Raw genomic sequence first — 18216 nt, 5'->3', positions numbered from 1 at the left:
CCATCGCACCATGATTTCCAAGCTCCTGATCGCCAATCGCGGCGAAATCGCCTGCCGTATCATCCGCACCGCACGCGAAATGGGCGTGGCCACGGTCGCGGTCTATTCCGATGCCGATGCCAAGGCCCTGCACGTCCGCTCCGCCGACGAGGCGGTGCATATAGGCCCCTCGCCTGCCGCCGAGAGCTATCTCGTCGGCGAAAAGATCATCGCCGCCGCGAAAGAGACAGGCGCCGAGGCGATCCACCCCGGCTACGGTTTCCTCTCGGAAAACGCCGACTTCGCACAGGCCGTGCTCGATGCCGGGCTGATCTGGGTCGGCCCCAAGCCCGACAGCATCCGCGCCATGGGGCTGAAGGACGCGGCCAAGCAATTGATGATGGATGCAGGTGTGCCGGTGACGCCGGGCTATCTGGGCGAAGACCAGTCGGTCGAGCGCCTCAAGAAAGAAGCCGACGCGATCGGCTATCCGGTGCTGATCAAGGCCGTCGCGGGCGGCGGCGGCAAGGGAATGCGCAAGGTCGAGAAGCCCGAGGATTTCGAAGCTGACCTGCAATCTTGCAAGCGGGAGGCAAAGGCCAGCTTCTCCAATGACGAAGTGCTGCTGGAAAAGTGGATCACCTCGCCCCGCCATATCGAGGTGCAGGTGTTTGGCGATTCCCATGGCAACGTCGTCCACCTGTTCGAACGCGACTGCTCGTTGCAGCGCCGCCACCAGAAGGTGATAGAGGAAGCCCCTGCCCCCGGCATGGACGAGGCCACCCGCGAAGAAATCTGTGCCGCCGCCGTACGCGCCGCCAAGGCAGTCGATTACGAGGGTGCAGGCACCATCGAATTCATCGCCGACGCCAGCGAAGGCCTGCGCGCCGACCGCATTTTCTTCATGGAGATGAACACCCGCCTGCAGGTGGAGCATCCCGTGACCGAGGAAATTACCGGTGTCGACCTGGTCGAATGGCAGCTACGCGTGGCAAGCGGCGAGCCGATTCCGCTGAAGCAGGACGAGCTCTTTATCGAAGGCCACGCCATCGAAGCCCGGCTTTATGCCGAAGATCCGGCGACCGATTTCCTTCCCTCCACTGGATCGCTCGATCATTTCGACCTCGGCGAGGAGGGCCGGATCGAGACCGGGGTTGAGGAGGGCGACGCAATTTCGCCTTTCTACGATCCGATGGTCGCCAAGCTGGTCGCCTGGGGCGATGACCGCGACGAGGCTATCGAGCTCCTCGCGGACATTGCCGAGAATGTCGAAGTCTGGCCGGTCCGCACCAATGCGGGGTTCATCGCTCGCGCCCTGCTCGATTCCGATTTCATCGCCGCCGATCTCGATACCGGTTTCATCGCCCGGAAGATGGATACGCTGGTTCCGGAAGCCCAGCCGTCGGATGCTATTTGGCAGGCAGCATCGGATTTTGCCCTGATGGCGGCGACGCAGGACTTCACCGACCAACCGATCGGCTTGCGCCTCAACGCCCCCCCGCGTCTGGGAGCGAGCATTTCCTTCAAGGGCGAAACGCGGGTCGTACAGGCCAGTCGCGAGGATAGCGACATTATTGCGAGCGGCGTGTTCGAGGGTGATCGTGTGCTGGTATTCACCGACGGGCAGGCCTTTGAATTCGCCACCGCGAGTCGCGGGTCCGGTGTCGCAGCAGCAGGCGACGGAGCAATCCTCGCCCCCATGCCGGGCAAGGTCATCGCGGTCGACGTGGCGCAAGGCGACACCGTGACTGCCGGACAGCGCCTCATGGTGCTCGAGGCGATGAAGATGGAACACGCGCTGACCGCGCCCTTCGACGGAATCGTAACCGAACTCAATGCCGGCGAAGGCGGGCAGGTGCAGGTCGAGGCGGTGCTGTGCGTGGTGGAGCCGGTCGAAGAGTGACCTGGCAAAAGGAACTCGACGAACTGCGCCGGCGCGAGGAACTTGCCGAGCAAATGGGCGGCGAGGAAAAGGTCGCGCGTCAGCGTGGCAGGGGCAAGATGGATGCGCGCGCGCGACTGGCGGCGCTGGTGGACGAAGGCTCATTCCGCGAAATTGGCAAAATTGCCGGCAAGGCCAGCTATGACGAAAGCGGCGACCTCGAAAGCATCCTCCCCGCCCCATTTCTGTTTGGCAAAGCCACGATAGACGGCCGGCCGGTCGTCGCCACGGCAGACGATTTCACCATTCGCGGCGGCGCAGCCGATGCCGGGATCAGCCGCAAGATGGTTCAGGCCGAGCGCATGGCGCACGAGCTCAAGCTGCCGATCATCCGCATGATCGACGGCACTGGCGGCGGCGGCTCGGTCAAGACGCTGGAGCAAATCGGCGCGACCTATATCCCCGCCGTCCCCGGCTGGGGTGACGTGGTCGAGAACCTCGACTCGGTGCCGGTGGTGGCACTTGCGCTCGGCCCTACGGCAGGGCTCGGCGCGGCGCGCACGGTCGCCAGCCATTACTCGGTCATGGTCAAGGGTCTGAGCCAGATCTTCGCCGCCGGCCCGGCCGTGGTCGAGGCCATGGGCGACATCTACCGCGATGGCTCTGCCAGCCACGAGGAAGCCAAGGAAAACCTCGGCGGCAGCGGCATCCATACCCGCAACGGGGTGGTTGATGACGAAGTGCTGGACGAGGCCGCCGCCTTCGCCAGCGCGCGCGCTTTCCTGTCCTACCTGCCTTCGCATGTTGGCGAGCGAGCGCCGCATACCGAGACCCGCGATCCTGCTGACCGGCGCGACGAGCGCCTGCTCGACCTGGTCCCCCGCGATCCCAAGCAGGTCTATTCCATGCGCCGCGCGCTGGAGATGATCTTTGACCTTGATTCGGGGTTCGAGATGGGGCGGCTATGGGGCCGCGCCGCGATCACCGCCTTCGCCCGGCTCCAAGGCCGTCCGGTTGCAGTGCTGGCAAGCGACCCGTCCTACCTCGGCGGCAGCTGGGAAGCCAAGACGTCGGAGAAGGTCGAACGCTTCGTCAAATTGGCAGACAAGTTCCGGCTGCCGATTGTCCATCTGGTCGACAATCCCGGCTTCATGATCGGGCGCGAGGCAGAAATGGCAGGCACAATTCGTTACGGCGTTCAGGCGATGAACGCGGTCTACAAGGCCAGTGTTCCACTCGCCAGCATCGTCATGCGCCGCGCCTATGGCATCGCCGGCAGCGCGATGAGCAATGCGGAGACATTCCAGTATCGCTATTGCTGGCCGAGCGGCGACTGGGGCAGCCTGCCCATCGCCGGCGGGCTGGAGGTGGCCTACAAATCCGAACTCGAAGCAGCCGAGGATCCGGCCGCCGAGCTGGAGGCGATCAAGGCCCGGCTCGACAAGGTCACCTCGCCCTTCCGCAGCGCCGAACGCTTCAATGTCGAAGATATCATCGACCCGCGGGACACTCGTCCGCTGCTGTGCGAATTTGCCGAGCTGGCGTGGCGGCGGCTCGACGCCGGGGACTAGCGGGAGCTGCCGGCGTTCGGGCGGCGGAACAGTCGTCCTCGTTCGCTGAATAGCACGGCGGCGAGCGCCAGCAGGCCACAGGCCAGCATCGCGCTGGCGAGCGGCACCGCCGTCCCGTCAAACAGATAGCCGATGGTGCTGCCCAGGATCGCCCCGGTGCTCATCCGCACGGCGGTCTGTCCGCTGCTGGCGGCCCCGGCGATATGGAAGAACGGCTGCATCGCGATCGAGCTGAAGTTGGCGCCGATGAAGCCGAGCATGGCCATCGAAAGGCTCATCAGCACGATGAATTCAATCAGGCTCTGCGGCGTGGAACTGGCGCTCCACAATTGCAGCAGTGCAACCACAATAAAGGCGAACAATGCGGTGTGGCTGACGCGCCGCGCGCCGAACCGTTCGACGATGCGCGAATTGGTGAAATTGGCCACCACCATGCCGACCACCGCGCCGCCGAAGATGAAGGCAAAATAATTACCGGCCCCGAAGGTTTCGCCAATCAATTGCTGGCTGGAATTGAGGAAGCCGAACAGCGACCCGAACACCAGCGCGCTGCCAATGACATAGCCGATCGCGCCGCGGGTGGTGAGCGCGGTCCCCATGTTGCGCAGGATCGTCATGGGATCGATTTCCTGTCGGTGCTCGTCCTGCAAGGTCTCGGGCAGGCGCCACCATACCCACAGGCTCACACCCAGCCCCATGACCGCCATCGCACCAAAAATGGCCCGCCAGCCGGCCACCATCATGATCCCCTGCCCAACCGCCGGAGCCAGGATCGGCACCAGCAGGAATATCATCATGATCAGGCTCATCATCCGTGCCATCCGGTCGCCGCCGACGTGATCGCGCACGATTGCCGCAGGCACAACGCTGAGACCGGCGCAAGTGACGCCCTGCACCACTCGCAAACCGACCAGCAGCCAGAAGTCATTGGCCAGCGCGCAGGCAAGCGAAAGGACGATATAGGAGGCCAGCCCCAGGAACAGGATCGGTCGCCGCCCGAAACGATCGGCAAAGGAGCCTGGGAAGAATGCCCCCGCCCCGGCGCCGAGAAAATAGGCCCCGATCACCAGTTGCCGGTCGTTTCCGCCTGCCCCCATCTCGTCCGCCATATGGCCCAGAGCGGGTAGCATCGCGTCGATCCCGAAGGCCTGCAAGCTCATCAACAGTGCCATCAGCACGATCAATTCGCGCTCGCCCAGAGCGCGGTGTGGGGCGCGCTCGGCAAGAGGTTTCGCGTCGGGCGGAGCGGCTGACATAAGAGTTCCTTGCGCGTGGCAAGATGCATTTGCCAGATGTTTTTGCAATGCAGCATGATAGCGCCGCTCCAAGCAAAGGTTCCGCTCCAGTCCGAACGCTCCTATTGCTCTCGACATGGCCGAAGACGGGTATGACGACGACGGTGGGGAAGATGAAGCGCAGGGACTGCGCAAGATCATCCATGTCGACATGGACGCCTTCTTCGCCAGTGTCGAACAGCGCGACAATCCTGAACTGCGGGGGAAACCCGTCGCGGTCGGCGGGTCGAGCGGGCGCGGCGTGGTGGCGGCGGCCAGCTACGAAGCGCGCACATTCGGGGTCAAAAGCGCCATGCCCTCGGTCACGGCAAAGCGGCTGTGTCCTGACCTGATATTCGTCAAATCGCGCTTCGATGCCTATCGCGAAGCCTCGGGCGCGATCCGCGCTATATTCAACGACTACACACCGCAGGTCGAACCGTTGAGCCTCGACGAGGCCTATCTTGACGTCACGGACGATCTGCGCGGCCTTGGCAGCGCCACCGCCACCGCGCAGGCCATCCGCAAGCGCATACGCGCCGAGACGCAGCTGACCGCCAGCGCCGGAGTGAGCTACAACAAGTTCTTGGCAAAGCTCGCCAGCGACCAAAACAAGCCCGACGGCATGTGTATCATCCGCCCCGGCGAAGGAGCTGCTTTCGTCCAGTCGCTGCCGATCCGGCGCTTTCATGGGGTCGGCCCCAAAGGTGCAGAGAAAATGGCCCGGCTGGGGATCGAGACCGGGGCCGACCTGGCAATCCGTGACCTGCAATGGCTGCGGCAGAACTTCGGCAGTTTCGGCGACTATCTTTTCCGTGCCGCGCGCGGGATTGACCTGCGGCCGGTACGCAGCAACCGGATCCGCAAATCGGTTGGCGGAGAGCGCACCTTCCACCAGGACCAGCACGAACCGGACGAATTGCGCGAGACGCTCGAACGTATCATCGAAATCGTGTGGGAAAGGATCGAACGTGCAAAGGCACGCGGCCGGACCGTTACGCTGAAACTGAAATATAATGATTTCCGTATCGCAACCCGGGCCCAGTCGCTGCCGCATCCGGTAGACGGACGCGATGCCTTCGCCGCCATCGCCCGCGAGCTTCTCGAAGCACAATTGCCCTTGGCACTGCCGATCCGCCTGATGGGACTGACGCTGTCCAATCTCGAACACGGGCCCGAGGTCGCCGAACGCGAGGCCGAGCGGACCCTTCGCAAGACCGGGCAGTTGCCGCTATTCTGAAACGTCGGCGCCTAGGCCGCGCTGTTCGGCCCACCATGCCTCCAGCCGCTTGCGTGTTTCATCACCCTGAGGCTGGGGCAGCGAATGGCGCGGGAAGAAGCGTGCTTCGACGACCTCGCGCGTGTCGATGCGCGGAAGCTGGTCCGTCACCGCTTCGAACAGATGTGTTTCATGCGGCGAATTGGACAATGTGTCTTGCAATGTCGCCACTCGGGTCAGCTTACCCAGTTCAATGCCCAGTTCCTCGCGGATTTCACGGCGCGCGGCGTCCTCGGGATCTTCCCGCCTGCCGACTCCGCCGCCCGGCAAGGCCCATTTCGGGGGGCCGTAGCTGTGGCGAACTAGCAGAATTGAGCCATCGAGATTGCTGATGATGACTGCGCATCCTACCAGCGGCGCCTTGCTGAGTTGGCGCCAGACATGGCGGACGCGGTGCGCCAGCGGCAGCGCGGCGCGGTGGAGAGGAGCCGGGATCAGGTGAAGCATGTCACCTGCTGACTAGCCGACGCGAGCAACCTTGCAACCGGCAAATCATTCCCGCCAACGACGGCCTGTTCGAACACTTCTCGCTTCTCCGCCGATCCACCGAGCGTGAACAGGATAGTGTCGCTGGCAAGCAGGCTGGGCATGGTCAATGTGACCCGGTCGAACGGCGCGTTGGCCGGCAGCGGATCGGGAGTGATCTGGCGTATCGGCTGGGCATCGTCGGCGCGTGGGTCGGTATTCGGGAACAGCGATGCGATATGGCCGTCCGCGCCCATTCCAAGCCAGGTCAGCGCGAAGGACGGCACCTGCTCCATGATCGTCAGGGTCACGACCTCGGCTCCGGCAGGCTCGAACAGGCGACGCATCTTGCCGGTGTTCGAAGCCTCATGGTCTTCGGGCACGATGCGGTCGTCATTGGGCCACACCGCGATCCGGCTCCAGTCGAGCCTGCGGGTGACCAGTTGTTCGAGGATCGGGAACGGCGTCGAGCCACCGGGAATGGTTATCGCCACCGGACCGTCGCTTGCGTTGAGGGCGCGGGAGAGATGGGTTTCGAGCCAATCGGCGATAGCCGTGGCATCGGCGCCGTTGATCATTTCAACATCGGTCATGTTGCGCCTTATAGAAAAACGCTGGGCGGAGTGCACCCCCGCCCAGCCTTCGAGACGCATGCGTGATTGAGACCTGTTTAGCCAAGCGTGCTCTTGAGAAACCAAATGCGCTGCTCGGTCTGGTCGGTCAGGTCGTCGAGCAATCCATCGGTGGCATTGTCTCCGGCGTCTTCGGCCAAATCCTTTAATTTCTTCAGCCGCTTCAGCACCTTGACATTGTCGTCATGCAATTCCTTGACCATCGCTTCCGCGTCGAGATCAGTGCTATCCTGGTCGGTGATATCAGTGTGCTTGCTGATCGAGCCAATCGAGGTCAGCGTGGTGGCATCGTTCTTGCGCACCCGCTCACCCAGCAGGTCGATCTGGTCGCGGATCTCGATGGCGTGCTCATCGAATAGCAGGTGGAGATCACGAAAGCGCGGGCCCTTCACGTGCCAGTGAAAATTCTTGGACTTGGTGAAAAGCGCAAAATGATCGGCCAGCAAGCCGTTAAGTTCGTTGACGAGTGCGGTTCTGGAATTGTCGCCGGTATCGGCCATGTGTGCCTCCGTTGGGTCTGAAAAATGTCTGTTCGCTTTATCAACGCCCAAGGCACTTATCGGTTTCCCCTCCTCTAAGTGGTAACTGTAATCGATCGAGTCGATTAAAGCGGTCAGACTATCCCGCGGACGGACAACCCAATGGTCATGGCAGCGAGCAGCAACATCGCGCCGAGGGCCAGCCTGATTTTGCGCAGCGGCAACGCTGTCTCCAGATTGCGGCCAGCCAACCAGCCGAGCACCACAGCGCCGATCCCGCCAAGTGCGCCGCCGGCAGCGACAAGCCATGGCAGTGCCGTCGCCGCTGCCAAGGCAAAGATAAGGAAACGGCCGGCATCGCCCCATTGCCTAGCCAGCAGGACCACGAACGCCGCCACCACCGAATGGGTCGGTTCGCGTGGTGCCTTATCGGACAAGGGCCACATCAGTTCGATTGCAGCCGCTGCCAGTGCGAGGGCCACAAGCATGGCTTGCGCTCCGGGAAACAGCATATCGGCAACCCACGCTCCGCCCCAAGCCATGATGCAGGCGGAAAGGGTCGCAGCCAGTGCGCCTGCCACCACCAGGCCGGGCCCGGTGCGGTCTGCAAGGCGCGCCACCAGCAACTGGTCGCGCGCGCCAAGTGACACGATCAGCACGAGCGCAAATCCGAACAGGAAGGACGACATGGCGGCAGTTACCTCTCTCGCCGCTCGGCTAACGCTTCAGCGTCAGCAATGCGATAGCGAACCAAGACATAGCGACAGTTTGGCATCCTGATGATTATCAGGTGTCGGACATCGCCTTGACATCGGGGACGAGGTGAAACTCGACCCGGTTGGAAAACAACTCGTAGTCGTCGTAACCGGCCAGCTCTGCGCGCTTTTCGGAAGTCAACAGATGGGCATGGATGTGGCCGAAAACCGCCTCGTCTCTCTCGACAGTGAAGCCGGTTTCCTCGAACAGGCGAACATATTCACGCCGATGCAACCGGTTGAGATAGGTGTTCACCTTGAAGCCGGGATCAGTCAGGTGTCGCCACGCGTCCTCTGCGGTGTTCTTCTCCGCCAGATGCACGTTCCAGTTCGGATCGTGCCCCCCGATAATGCCGGTGAAAACCGCCGGCATGGTGATAATCATCCCCTCGGGCGACAGATGCAGTCTCGCCAGACGCATCCCTTCGCGCAGATCGGCTTCGGGAATGTGTTCGAAGACATCACGCGAAAAAACGAAATCAATCTTGCCGATCTTGTCCCACACTTGGGGCGAGGAAACAGAACCGACGATAAGCCGCGCTTTATCGGGCGCGTATCCAGGCAGCAGCTTCATTGCAGCCGCATGGTATTGCGGCCATTCGCGGCTGTCGAACAGGGCATGGCGCACCACGCTCTTGATCGCGCGCTCGAAGCCATTCTTGCGCCACGTAGCAAAAGCCTGCCTCAGCGAAAGGACCGGGGCATCGAGATCGATGGCATGAACCTCACGAAAAAATGCAGTCAGCAAGAAGGCCCTGCGTGGGCGCGCCCCGAACCCGATTTCCAGCACGCTGGAATCGGCGGCCTTGCGGCCCGTACGCGCTTCGAAAGTCGCGACTATCCGCCGCAAATCCTCGACATCACGCGCGGCCGCATCTTCAGCCCCAAGCATCGACGTCCTGATCCGCAAGAGCTTGAAATAATAGCCCAGCTTGGTCCACAACGAGAGACCCTTGGCGGAGGAATTGGTGGTTTTCATCGCTCGCTTTTATGCTGTGCAGCCAGGCGCATAGCAAGCAACAGAGCGGTCATCGTTGGATTTGCTCCCCCGCCGGTGGGCAGGACGGACGTGCTGACAAGCTGGATACGCGGCTCGGCAAACAGCCTGAGGTCACTATCGACAACGCCCTCGGCAGGGCTGCAGCCCATGCGAGTTGATCCCGTGGGATGATAGATGCCGCCAGAATGAACCAGCGCCCCGGCCGTTTCGGCCGCAGGAAACGGTTCAAACGCGCCCAGCTGGGACAGGCCGGTCGATTTCCAGTGTCCTTCAAATAACCTCGCCAACGATTGAAGTTGCGCGACATCCTCCGCCGACACCTGCCAGGTGATGGCGGGGAGCGGAGTGCCGTGCGAGTCCTTGAGCGTATCGCTCAAGGTGATAGCGTTTCGTGTGTCGGGAGCCTGCTCGATAACGGCATGGGCGACGAGATCGGCCCCGGCGGGGAACAGTTGTCGCTTGTCGACAAACCGCCATTTGACGGCGCGGGCAAGCCACGGGGCGTTGCGCACCAAACCAGCAATTGTGGCGCGAGCGGGGAAGCTGCCCCGCTGGACCTGCTGCATGGCTGCCCGCAGGTGATCAAACCCGCCGGTTCCGTCCGTGGCATAGCCGATATGCACGAATCCCGGGCGAACTTGCGCACGTCGCGTCGTGTCCGGTGCCAATTCGAAGCGCAAATTGCGCATCATTCCCGAGCGGGCAAAGCGAAACCCGAACTGCCGGTTGAGCGCAGCGCGATCACGCGGAACTACCTGTCCGATCTCGATCGAGAGATGGTCCGAAAATGTCTGCCCCAACAACGGCGAAGTCTTCCGGACCTGCCCTTCCATCGCCCTGTCGAGCAAGAGCGTTAGCCGGGTGGTTTCGATTGCCCCGGCCGCGATGACAAGCCGGTTCGCGCGCACGGCACATGCCCGGCCGCCGTGGATAACGGTGACAATAATAGCGTCGGTTTCGGGGACCAGCCCGGTCACGATGCTGTCGGTCGCAAGCGTGCAGTTGGTGCTCGACCGCAGTCGCTTCCGGAGCAATTTCCACACGTTGCGCTTCGCAAAGGGTGGCCATTTGGCAAGGCGCGCAACCATATGCTCGCTGGTTATTCCGGCATCGTCCAGGGTGTATGGTCCGCCGTCGAGGCCGAACAGGCTTTCAACGTCGGCGAGATAGGGGGCAAGGTCGCCCCAGCCGATTGGCCAATCCGCCATGTCAGCATCCTGAAACGGGATCAGCGCACCGCCCCAGCGGGTCGAAGTCCCTCCAACCACCCGAAAACGGCCATGCTCGGCACCGGCATATTCGATCCCGCGCTGCTCCACCGCGTTCAGTGGATGCGTCTCGTCTGGCTGGTCCCAACCACCAGATTCAAGGCACAGGACGTGGGCACCTGTTGTGTCGGCCAGGCGCAGGGATAGCGGCAGGCCGATCGTGCCGCCCCCGATGACGAGGGTTTCGACACGTTCAGGCAAGCGCGCCCTGGCTTCAAGGATCACGCGGCGGCCTCTGCTATCGGGGCGTATTGCGCCAGCCGTTCGACCCGCGTGGTGCTGACGATGACCGCCCCTGTGCGATTGCGGGCGAGCGCCCTGGCCAGAACGTCGGGCACATTGGCCGAAGGCGTCCGTTCGAGCGCAGCAGAAACATAGCCATATGTGATCTGCATCTCTCGCTCGACCAGCAATGTGCCGGCTTCCTGGCGATCGAGGCTGTCAGCCAGTTGCAGGACCTGCGCAAGACCCGGCGCCTGCGTCACGATCGGAGCGGTAACATCCGGTAATCCGGCCATGCCGAAATACCGCACCTTGCCCTGTGTCCGGCAATCTTCGAGCCAGCGCAGCCACTCCTGCGTATCGAGCAAGGCGTGTTGGGGTTCGTGCAGCAGGAACATATCGACCCGTTCGCGCCCAAGCCGTGTGAGGCTGTCCTCAAGCGATTGCCGTGCCCGGTCGATCGAAAAATCCAGTGCCGGCTTGCTCAGCGATGCAATGGCCTTGCCGGCCGCCTTGCGAGCGAGGACCTGCCACGCTGGCTGTTCTTCGCCGCCGGGGGAGTAGAGCCCGACCTTGGTTGTGACAGTTGTATGCGGGTTTGATCGCAGGATCGGCGCGAGATCGCGTTCGGCGTGACCAAAGCCATAGTAGGGCGCGGTGTCGAAATGGGTGAAACCGTGCGCCACGGCTTGTTCGAGCAGCGCCTCGCGCTTTGCTCGTCCACGAACGTTGAAAAGACCGGATGTTCCGAACACGAAGCGAGAGAGCTTAAGGTCTGTATTTGGAACGATAATCTGGCGCATCGCAGCCTTTAAGCGTGAAGAGCTGGAGATGGGAACCCTTTGCCGGCAGCTCCTGCCTGATATTTGCAGCAACCGAGAATGCCGCTGGCGCATGAGAAGCACTGCTCCGGGAAGCCGTCACGGCAAGCTTCGTCGTGCCAGAACCGTGTTTCGCCGCAATTTGCCGAGTTGGGCGATCAGGATAGCGGCTTGAGCGCCGGGTCCGCGCCTTATCCCGCCCTGGCTGTCATGCATGTCTCGGAAGCCACCAATTCCCAGGCTTCAGGATTATGTGACGCAAGTCACCAGCAAGGAATTTGGACATGAGAAATACGCTTCTCGCGACGACCCTTATCGTTGTCGCCATGACTGTCGCCACCCCTCCCGCCTTCGCGCAGGATGGCGACACCTTCGAAGGCCCGTGGGTGGCAACCACCGCCGGATACGACACGTTCAACGGCGACGGCAGCGAATCCGCAGATGGCATCGCCTATGGCATCGCGCTTGGCTACGACATCAGCCTCGGCGGTGTTCTTGTCGGCGCCGAAGCCGAGCTGGGCAAAAGCTCGGTCAAGGCCAGCGGTACCGACGTCCTCATCACGGGCGATGAACTGTCGCTCAATGTTGGCCGCGACATCTACGCCGGCGTCCGCGTCGGCGTTCCCGTGAGCGATACCGTCCTGGTTTACGGCAAGGCGGGCTATACCAACCAGCGTATCAACGCGACCTATACGCTCGACGACGACATCGAAACCGCGAGCGACAATATCGGCGGATATCGCCTCGGTGCCGGCATCGAATTCGATCTCGGCGAACCGTTTGCCCGGATCGAATATCGCTATTCCGACTACGGATCCTTTTCGGATACCGATCTGGAGACCAGCCGACACCAGGTCATGCTGACTGCCGGCCTGCGCTTCTGAGGCGACCCCGTCCCCCCGTCCAGCCTCAGGACACTAGCCCGCCCGGTGCAAACCGGGCGGGCTTTTTCACGGTCCCTTGTCAGCCATCAGCCGGAAGCAGCGCGCGCAGCACCTCCTTCACATAGCTCGGGCCGACCTGGACGATCACGCCATCGCGCAGGCTGAGGTTGAGCACGCCCTTGGCAGGCCGCTCCATCTTCTCGACCAGGCTGGTCCGGACGAAAGCAGATCGGTGGACCCGCATCAACGCGGCGGGATCGAGCCTTTCCTCCAGCGCATTCATCGATATGCGATGCAGGTAGCTGCGGGTAGCAGTGTGGAACAGGACGTAATCCTTGGCCGCTTCGATCCAGTCGATCTGGTCGACATCGAGCCGCACCTGTCCATCGCGCACCGATACCCAGATCTCGCGCAGATAGCGGCTGTGCTCATGAAGCACCGCCTCGCCTCGCGCTGCTGCCGCGACCAACTCGATCCTGCGCTGCGCGCGTATGATGGCCTGCCGCAAACGATCGAACCGCACCGGCTTGAGCAGATAGTCTGCCGCGTCGACCGCGAAGGCGTCTGGTGCGAAATGTTCGAAGGCAGTGACGAACACGATCTCCGGCCGTTGATCTTCGGGCAGGTCGGACGCCAGTGCCATCCCGCTCTTGCCGGGCATCTGGATGTCGAGCAGCACCAGGTCGGGGCGCAATAGCGTGATCGCTGCCTTCGCTGCGCGCGCCGTGGAGGCGGTTCCGACCACCTCGACCGTATCGATATCATTGAGAAGTTCGCTCAGGCGGTCGATGGCCAGCTGCTCGTCATCGACGATGAGCAGCCGCAGCGTCATCCGACCGCGAAGCTCAGCGGAAAGCGCACGATGGCAATAAAGCCGGTGTCGCGCTGCATTGTTTCCAACCGGCCGGATGCGCCGTAGACCGCTTCCAGTCGCTCGCGAATGTTCCTCAGACCAACTCCGGTGCCGCAGTCGCTCACTGCTCCCTCGCCGCAATCATTCTCCACCGCGATGATGACTTCCGACCCTTGCGCGCGGGCGGACACCTGGATCAGCACGGGCGTATCGTTGGGTGCCAAGCCGTGCTTGACTGCATTTTCGACCAGCGGTTGCAGGAGGAAATGCGGCAATTGCGCTTCGCGCAGTTCCGCCGGGCAATCGATCGCCACATCCAACCGCTCGCCAAACCGGATCCGCTCCAGCCCCAGGTAGGCGTCGATGGTTTCCAGCTCGCCCTCGAGCGTCTGTGGTGCGTTGGGGTCCCCTGCCAGTGTGGTGCGCAGGAATTCGGACAGATTGGCCAGCATTCGCTCGGCATCCCCATTGCGGTTCGTGACCACCAGTGACGAGATCGAATTGAGCGTGTTGAACAGGAAATGCGGGTTCAATTGATAGCGCAAGGCCGAGAGCCTGGCCTGCTGGGCCAGCGAATGCGCTTCGGCGAGCATCCGTTCCTGGTTCGCCGCGCGCCTTGTGTGCGCCAGCAAGGCATAGAGCGCGCCGAGCAGCGCAAAATGCGGCACGAACACCGCGAAATTATTGATCGCCCTGAATGTCCTCGACGGTGACATCAGGTTCCCTGGCTGGATCGATACGAAGATCTCTGCAGCCGCCAGATCCAATAGGGTAAGGACGATGGCAGCCAGCAGTATGGCCGCTCCTGAAATCAGGATCTTGGAACCTATCTCGCTATCGAAGACATACCAGATCGCGATCATGAGCATGGCCGAGACAAGCGAACCACCGGTCGCAATCGCCACGATCGATGCGGCGAGGTAGAATGACATTTCCTGCCCCGCGACCAGCATTGGGACGACGAAAAGAAACGAAGAGACGATCCACACCCCGACCGTCAGGCTGACGGCGATCCGTCCCGACTTCTTGCGCAGCAGGGCAAATGGGTTGGTCTCAGTCATCGCCCAGCGCGCTGTTGGCCGGATCCCAGAATATCGCCAGCGCCGTCGCTGCGACCGTGATGGTGCGGACAAGCCCCATGTCTATGCGGTTCGCAACATACAGTACCGGCGTGCCGTTGAGTTCGACCGCCCCGACGGGATCGCCATTCTGGGTGAATACATATCCGATGGGACTGGCCATTTCGATCGGCGACCCGTCAAGTTTATGAACCGACCGGATTTGGACCGTTTCGCCGCCAAGTGCAATCTCTCCGCGACGCTCCTTCTTCGACAAGGCACCGCCAAGACCGCGAGACACTTCCTGCAATTCGAAGCGAGCGGGGAAAGCGTGTCCGGCAGCGGTGAATTCACAGCGATAGGCCATCCGGCTGGCTTTAAATTCCGCGATTCCGAGATCGATCAATCGCTCGCGCATCCGGCATTGGGCCTCGATCGTGCTGCTGATAGCTGGTCCCTCGATCACGAAATCGGCACGGCCGTAATTGCGCACGAGGGCATCGAAAATAGCCAGCCTCTGCTCCGAACGCTCGAAGCTGCCACGAAATCCGCCGATCTGGAAGCGGCCGCGCGTCCCGCCGCCGATGCCGGAATAGGTGAGCCTCTCGGAATTCATTGCTAGATCTCCCGGCAACCGCATCATGGCCGGGGTTATGGTCGAGCAGGCGCTCGTCAGGAGCAGGGTCAGGGAGAGGAATAAAGGTCGCATCATTCGTTCCTTCGCTCGTCACGGGTCGCGCCACCTTGGTGCCCCGATGCCGAAATTGCGGAATATTCCTGCTGCTCCAGACAGCCCACACCCGCTCGCCAAACCCCGGCCATTTTGCGACGAAGATGCTAGGATCGGCGAACAGATTCACAAAAGGCGCTTGACCTTAACATGATGTCAGGGCTCAAGAAGGGTATCGGCAAAGGAGAAAAGCCGATGCAAGACCATCAGAATTGCCATCATGACCATGATGCTCATACGCGCGCCGACCCTGGTTCGGCCCTTGTAGTCGATCCGGTCTGCGGAATGCAGGTCAATCCGGAGGCTACGGCCCATCACGCAGAGCATGATGGAAAGGCCTATCACTTCTGCAGCGCGCGCTGCCGCGATAAGTTCATTGCCGAGCCGGTCCGCTGGCTTTCGAAGATTCCCGCGCAGGACATAGAAGTGGCCGAAGGCGCCATGTGGACCTGCCCGATGCACCCCGAGATCAGGCAGGATCACGCCGGCTCATGCCCGATCTGCGGCATGGCGCTCGAACCGGAAATGGTCGATCCCGATGCCGGGCCGAGCGAAGAGCTGGTCGACATGACCCGGCGATTCTGGATCGGTCTCGCGTTGGCCCTGCCGGTGTTCCTGCTGGAAATGGGCGGCCATTTGTTCTCGGTCATCCATCATCTGGTGCCAATGCAGATATCCATCTGGATCCAGTTCGCGCTCGCGACCCCGGTGGTGCTGTGGGCCGGCTGGCCCTTCTTCCAGCGGGCATGGGATTCGATCCGCACGCGCAATCTCAACATGTTTACCCTGATCGCCATCGGGACCGGCGCGGCATGGTCCTACAGCGTAGTGGCCATCCTCGCGCCAAGTGTGTTCCCCGATGCGTTCCGCGCAGCCGATGGTACCGTCGCAGTCTATTTCGAGGCGGCGGCCGTCATCACGGTCCTGGTCCTGCTCGGCCAAGTGCTCGAACTGCGGGCGCGCGAACGCACTTCGGACGCCCTGAAAAGCCTCCTTGGCCTCGCTCCGAGCACCGCGCGGCTGATCGGCGCCGACGGCGAAAGCGAGGTTCCGATCGAGGATCTGGCGATTGGTGACAATCTGCGCATCCGCCCCGGCGAGAAAATCCCTGTTGATGGGGTGGTGATCGAAGGTTCTTCTTCGGTCGACGAAGCGATGGTTACTGGCGAACCGATGCCGGTTTCCAAGAGTGAAGGTGATCCCGTCATCGGGGGCACGATCAACGGTACCGGCGCGCTGGTCATGGCCGCAGAAAAGCTTGGGCGCGACACCTTGCTGGCGCGGATCGTCCAAATGGTGGCCGAGGCCCAGCGTTCGCGGGCGCCGATCCAGCGGCTAGCCGACCAGGTCGCAGGCTGGTTCGTGCCGCTGGTGCTGGCGGTCGCAGTCGCGGCATTCGCGGCATGGGCGACCTTCGGCCCCGACCCGCGCCTTGCTCATGCGCTGGTCGCCGCAGTGGCAGTGCTGATCATCGCCTGTCCTTGTGCACTGGGCCTTGCCACACCGATGTCGATCATGGTCGGGGTCGGACGCGGGGCGGAGCTGGGAATCCTGGTCAAGGATGCCGAGGCGCTGGAGAGGCTTGAGAAGATCGATACGCTGGTGGTCGACAAGACCGGAACGCTGACCGAAGGCAAACCCTCGGTTGTCGCTGTGATCCCGACCGGCGAAATGTCCGAAAGGGATGTGCTGCGTCTCTCGGCCGGCGTCGAACAGGATTCGGAGCACCCGCTGGCGCAGGCCATCGTAGCCGAAGCCGAGAACCGGAAAATCGTGCTGCCGCGCAGCACCGGGTTTGATTCGCCCACGGGCAAGGGTGTGACAGCGGCGATAGAAGGCCGCAATATCCTGATCGGCAATGCCGCCTATCTCGCGGAAAACGGGGTCGAGACTGCGAGCACCGCGGGCCGCGCCGATGCCCTGCTCAGTGAAGGCGCGACCGCCGTGCTGGTGGCTGTGGACGGCAATGTTGCAGGCATCATCGCCATAGCGGATGCTATCAAGCCAACTACCCCCGAAGCCATCCGCGCATTGAAGGCCCAGGGCATCCGCATCGTAATGCTCACCGGAGACAACGAAACCAGCGCGCTTGCAGTTGCCGCGCGGCTGGGAATCGACGAGGTTACCGCCGAGGTGCTTCCCGAGAACAAGAAGGATGTCATCGAAAGCTTGCGCGGAGAAGGCCACGTCGTCGCCATGGCCGGGGATGGCGTCAACGATGCCCCCGCCCTGGCCGCCGCCGATGTCGGCATAGCCATGGGAACCGGCACCGATGTGGCGATCGAAAGTGCGGGCGTGACGCTACTCCATGGCGATCTGACCGGCATTGCCCGCGCCCGCACCCTCAGCAAAAAGACCATGTCGAATATCCGCCAGAATCTGGTCTTTGCCTTTGGCTACAACGCGCTGGGCGTGCCGATTGCCGCCGGGGTGCTCTATCCGCAATTCGGGATACTGCTCTCCCCGGTGATCGCGGCAGCGGCGATGTCACTCTCTTCTGTCAGCGTGATTTCCAATTCGCTGCGACTGAAAGGAGCAAAGCTTTGAACATCGGGCAGGCCGCGAAGGCATCTGGCGTTTCGCAACGGATGATCCGGCACTATGAAAAGGTCGGCTTGATTCCGGCGCCATCACGCCGGGATAGCGGTTATCGCGACTATTCCGACAGTGATGTGCAGCGATTGACCTTCATCGCCAATGCCCGCGACCTCGGGTTCTCTATCACGGAAATCAGGGATTTGCTGAACCTGTGGGCGGACGATCATCGTGCCAGCGCAGAGGTCAAATCCCTCGCGCTGGCGAAGGCAAACGAGCTGCAGCGCAAGGCCGATGCGCTGTCAACAATGCGCGCCAGCCTGCTCCACCTGGCCGAGAACTGCCACGGCGACGACCGCCCCGATTGCCCGATCATCGAGGGCATGGTCACGAGAGCGTGTGCGGATGGATGAAGATGGAGCGGGTGAAGGGAATCGAACCCTCGTCTTAAGCTTGGGAAGCTTCTGCTCTACCATTGAGCTACACCCGCATCTGGCCGTTCAAGCGAACAAATCCCGAAGGGATTGCC

General features: G+C 62.3%; 17 protein-coding genes and 1 tRNA gene. 6 read left to right on the top strand and 12 right to left on the bottom strand.

Annotation, left to right across the window (positions count from 1 at the left end; genetic code table 11):
• Positions 1-10 precede the first annotated feature (10 nt).
• Together ACXYL9_RS04365 and ACXYL9_RS04360 are read left to right on the top strand one after the other, a co-directional pair.
• On the top strand, positions 11-1882 hold the full coding sequence (locus tag ACXYL9_RS04365) for an acetyl/propionyl/methylcrotonyl-CoA carboxylase subunit alpha (RefSeq protein WP_459038362.1): 1872 nt from the start codon (positions 11-13) through the stop codon (positions 1880-1882).
• Complete coding sequence (locus ACXYL9_RS04360; RefSeq protein WP_459038361.1) at positions 1879-3432, top strand: acyl-CoA carboxylase subunit beta; 1554 nt, start codon at positions 1879-1881, stop codon at positions 3430-3432. The genes ACXYL9_RS04365 and ACXYL9_RS04360 overlap by 4 nt, the downstream gene beginning before the upstream one ends.
• On the opposite strand, the gene ACXYL9_RS04355 is transcribed toward ACXYL9_RS04360, so the two are convergent.
• The gene (locus ACXYL9_RS04355; protein WP_459038360.1) at positions 3429-4688 is read right to left on the bottom strand and encodes a multidrug effflux MFS transporter; all 1260 of its coding nucleotides are present in this window, start codon (positions 4686-4688) and stop codon (positions 3429-3431) included. The two genes, ACXYL9_RS04360 and ACXYL9_RS04355, sit on opposite strands and share 4 nt — an antisense overlap.
• A gap of 115 nt (positions 4689-4803) precedes the next feature.
• On the opposite strand from ACXYL9_RS04355, the gene dinB reads away from it, so the two are divergent.
• Entirely contained in the window at positions 4804-5946 is a 1143-nt protein-coding gene (gene dinB / locus ACXYL9_RS04350) for a DNA polymerase IV (protein WP_459038359.1), read from the top strand.
• Here the strand turns inward: dinB and ACXYL9_RS04345 are convergent.
• The 7 genes from ACXYL9_RS04345 to ACXYL9_RS04315 all read right to left on the bottom strand — a co-directional run bounded on the left by ACXYL9_RS04345 (position 5938) and on the right by ACXYL9_RS04315 (position 11609).
• Positions 5938-6432 carry an NUDIX hydrolase gene (locus ACXYL9_RS04345; protein ID WP_459038358.1) on the bottom strand — a complete coding sequence of 165 codons (495 nt, stop codon included), beginning with the start codon at positions 6430-6432 and terminating at the stop codon, positions 5938-5940. The two genes, dinB and ACXYL9_RS04345, sit on opposite strands and share 9 nt — an antisense overlap.
• Positions 6420-7043 carry a 6-phosphogluconolactonase gene (locus ACXYL9_RS04340; protein ID WP_459038357.1) on the bottom strand — a complete coding sequence of 208 codons (624 nt, stop codon included), beginning with the start codon at positions 7041-7043 and terminating at the stop codon, positions 6420-6422. The genes ACXYL9_RS04345 and ACXYL9_RS04340 overlap by 13 nt, the downstream gene beginning before the upstream one ends.
• Positions 7044-7120: 77 nt before the next feature.
• On the bottom strand, positions 7121-7582 hold the full coding sequence (locus ACXYL9_RS04335; protein ID WP_459038356.1) for a Dps family protein: 462 nt from the start codon (positions 7580-7582) through the stop codon (positions 7121-7123).
• Positions 7583-7695: 113 nt separating this feature from the next.
• Positions 7696-8250, bottom strand: a complete 555-nt coding sequence (locus ACXYL9_RS04330) for a TMEM165/GDT1 family protein (RefSeq protein WP_459038355.1) — start codon at positions 8248-8250, stop codon at positions 7696-7698.
• 97 nt (positions 8251-8347) lie between these two features.
• A complete protein-coding gene (locus ACXYL9_RS04325; RefSeq protein ID WP_459038354.1) occupies positions 8348-9295 on the bottom strand; it encodes a class I SAM-dependent methyltransferase in 948 nt (315 codons plus the stop codon).
• On the bottom strand, positions 9292-10809 hold the full coding sequence (locus ACXYL9_RS04320; protein ID WP_459038353.1) for a GMC oxidoreductase: 1518 nt from the start codon (positions 10807-10809) through the stop codon (positions 9292-9294). Before ACXYL9_RS04320 ends, ACXYL9_RS04325 begins: the two co-directional genes overlap by 4 nt.
• A complete protein-coding gene (locus ACXYL9_RS04315) occupies positions 10806-11609 on the bottom strand; it encodes an aldo/keto reductase (protein WP_459038352.1) in 804 nt (267 codons plus the stop codon). Before ACXYL9_RS04315 ends, ACXYL9_RS04320 begins: the two co-directional genes overlap by 4 nt.
• A 302-nt stretch (positions 11610-11911) precedes the next feature.
• Here ACXYL9_RS04315 and ACXYL9_RS04310 point away from each other — a divergent pair, with 302 nt between their 5' ends.
• The gene (locus tag ACXYL9_RS04310; RefSeq protein WP_459038351.1) at positions 11912-12511 is read left to right on the top strand and encodes an outer membrane protein; all 600 of its coding nucleotides are present in this window, start codon (positions 11912-11914) and stop codon (positions 12509-12511) included.
• A 79-nt stretch (positions 12512-12590) separates the two neighbouring features.
• On the opposite strand, the gene ACXYL9_RS04305 is transcribed toward ACXYL9_RS04310, so the two are convergent.
• Genes ACXYL9_RS04305 through ACXYL9_RS04295 form a run of 3 tightly spaced genes read right to left on the bottom strand, consistent with a single transcriptional unit; the run spans position 12591 to position 15131 of the window.
• Positions 12591-13343 (bottom strand): LytR/AlgR family response regulator transcription factor, encoded by a 753-nt coding sequence (locus tag ACXYL9_RS04305; RefSeq protein ID WP_459038350.1) that lies wholly within the window; start codon positions 13341-13343, stop codon positions 12591-12593.
• Positions 13340-14425: a sensor histidine kinase gene (locus ACXYL9_RS04300; RefSeq protein ID WP_459038349.1), complete on the bottom strand. Its 1086-nt coding sequence runs from the start codon at positions 14423-14425 to the stop codon at positions 13340-13342. The genes ACXYL9_RS04305 and ACXYL9_RS04300 overlap by 4 nt, the downstream gene beginning before the upstream one ends.
• Positions 14418-15131, bottom strand: a complete 714-nt coding sequence (locus ACXYL9_RS04295; protein ID WP_459039856.1) for a VV20781 family protein — start codon at positions 15129-15131, stop codon at positions 14418-14420. The genes ACXYL9_RS04300 and ACXYL9_RS04295 overlap by 8 nt, the downstream gene beginning before the upstream one ends.
• Positions 15132-15347: 216 nt before the next feature.
• Between ACXYL9_RS04295 and ACXYL9_RS04290 the strand changes: the two genes are divergently transcribed.
• Both ACXYL9_RS04290 and cueR read left to right on the top strand, forming a co-directional pair.
• Positions 15348-17699: a heavy metal translocating P-type ATPase gene (locus ACXYL9_RS04290; RefSeq protein WP_459038348.1), complete on the top strand. Its 2352-nt coding sequence runs from the start codon at positions 15348-15350 to the stop codon at positions 17697-17699.
• Complete coding sequence (gene cueR, locus ACXYL9_RS04285) at positions 17696-18100, top strand: Cu(I)-responsive transcriptional regulator (RefSeq protein WP_459038347.1); 405 nt, start codon at positions 17696-17698, stop codon at positions 18098-18100. The genes ACXYL9_RS04290 and cueR overlap by 4 nt, the downstream gene beginning before the upstream one ends.
• Positions 18101-18103: 3 nt before the next feature.
• Here cueR and ACXYL9_RS04280 read toward each other — a convergent pair.
• A tRNA-Gly gene (locus ACXYL9_RS04280) sits at positions 18104-18177 on the bottom strand.
• Positions 18178-18216 lie beyond the last annotated feature (39 nt).

This window comes from Qipengyuania sp. CAU 1752, from assembly GCF_054482615.1.
The sequence above is the reverse complement of the archived record's forward strand: the minus strand, read 5'-3'. Positions and strand labels throughout refer to the sequence as shown.

Excerpts from the sequence above, each read along its gene's own strand:
- ACXYL9_RS04365 (WP_459038362.1), top strand. The coding sequence starts at position 11 with ATGATTTCCAAGCTCCTGATCGCCAATCGCGGCGAAATCGCCTGCCGT.
- ACXYL9_RS04355 (WP_459038360.1), bottom strand. The coding sequence starts at position 4,688 with ATGTCAGCCGCTCCGCCCGACGCGAAACCTCTTGCCGAGCGCGCCCCA.
- dinB (WP_459038359.1), top strand. The coding sequence starts at position 4,804 with ATGGCCGAAGACGGGTATGACGACGACGGTGGGGAAGATGAAGCGCAG.
- ACXYL9_RS04345 (WP_459038358.1), bottom strand. The coding sequence starts at position 6,432 with ATGCTTCACCTGATCCCGGCTCCTCTCCACCGCGCCGCGCTGCCGCTG.
- ACXYL9_RS04340 (WP_459038357.1), bottom strand. The coding sequence starts at position 7,043 with ATGACCGATGTTGAAATGATCAACGGCGCCGATGCCACGGCTATCGCC.
- ACXYL9_RS04335 (WP_459038356.1), bottom strand. The coding sequence starts at position 7,582 with ATGGCCGATACCGGCGACAATTCCAGAACCGCACTCGTCAACGAACTT.
- ACXYL9_RS04330 (WP_459038355.1), bottom strand. The coding sequence starts at position 8,250 with ATGTCGTCCTTCCTGTTCGGATTTGCGCTCGTGCTGATCGTGTCACTT.
- ACXYL9_RS04325 (WP_459038354.1), bottom strand. The coding sequence starts at position 9,295 with ATGAAAACCACCAATTCCTCCGCCAAGGGTCTCTCGTTGTGGACCAAG.
- ACXYL9_RS04315 (WP_459038352.1), bottom strand. The coding sequence starts at position 11,609 with ATGCGCCAGATTATCGTTCCAAATACAGACCTTAAGCTCTCTCGCTTC.
- ACXYL9_RS04310 (WP_459038351.1), top strand. The coding sequence starts at position 11,912 with ATGAGAAATACGCTTCTCGCGACGACCCTTATCGTTGTCGCCATGACT.
- ACXYL9_RS04305 (WP_459038350.1), bottom strand. The coding sequence starts at position 13,343 with ATGACGCTGCGGCTGCTCATCGTCGATGACGAGCAGCTGGCCATCGAC.
- ACXYL9_RS04300 (WP_459038349.1), bottom strand. The coding sequence starts at position 14,425 with ATGACTGAGACCAACCCATTTGCCCTGCTGCGCAAGAAGTCGGGACGG.
- ACXYL9_RS04295 (WP_459039856.1), bottom strand. The coding sequence starts at position 15,131 with ATGCGACCTTTATTCCTCTCCCTGACCCTGCTCCTGACGAGCGCCTGC.
- ACXYL9_RS04290 (WP_459038348.1), top strand. The coding sequence starts at position 15,348 with ATGCAAGACCATCAGAATTGCCATCATGACCATGATGCTCATACGCGC.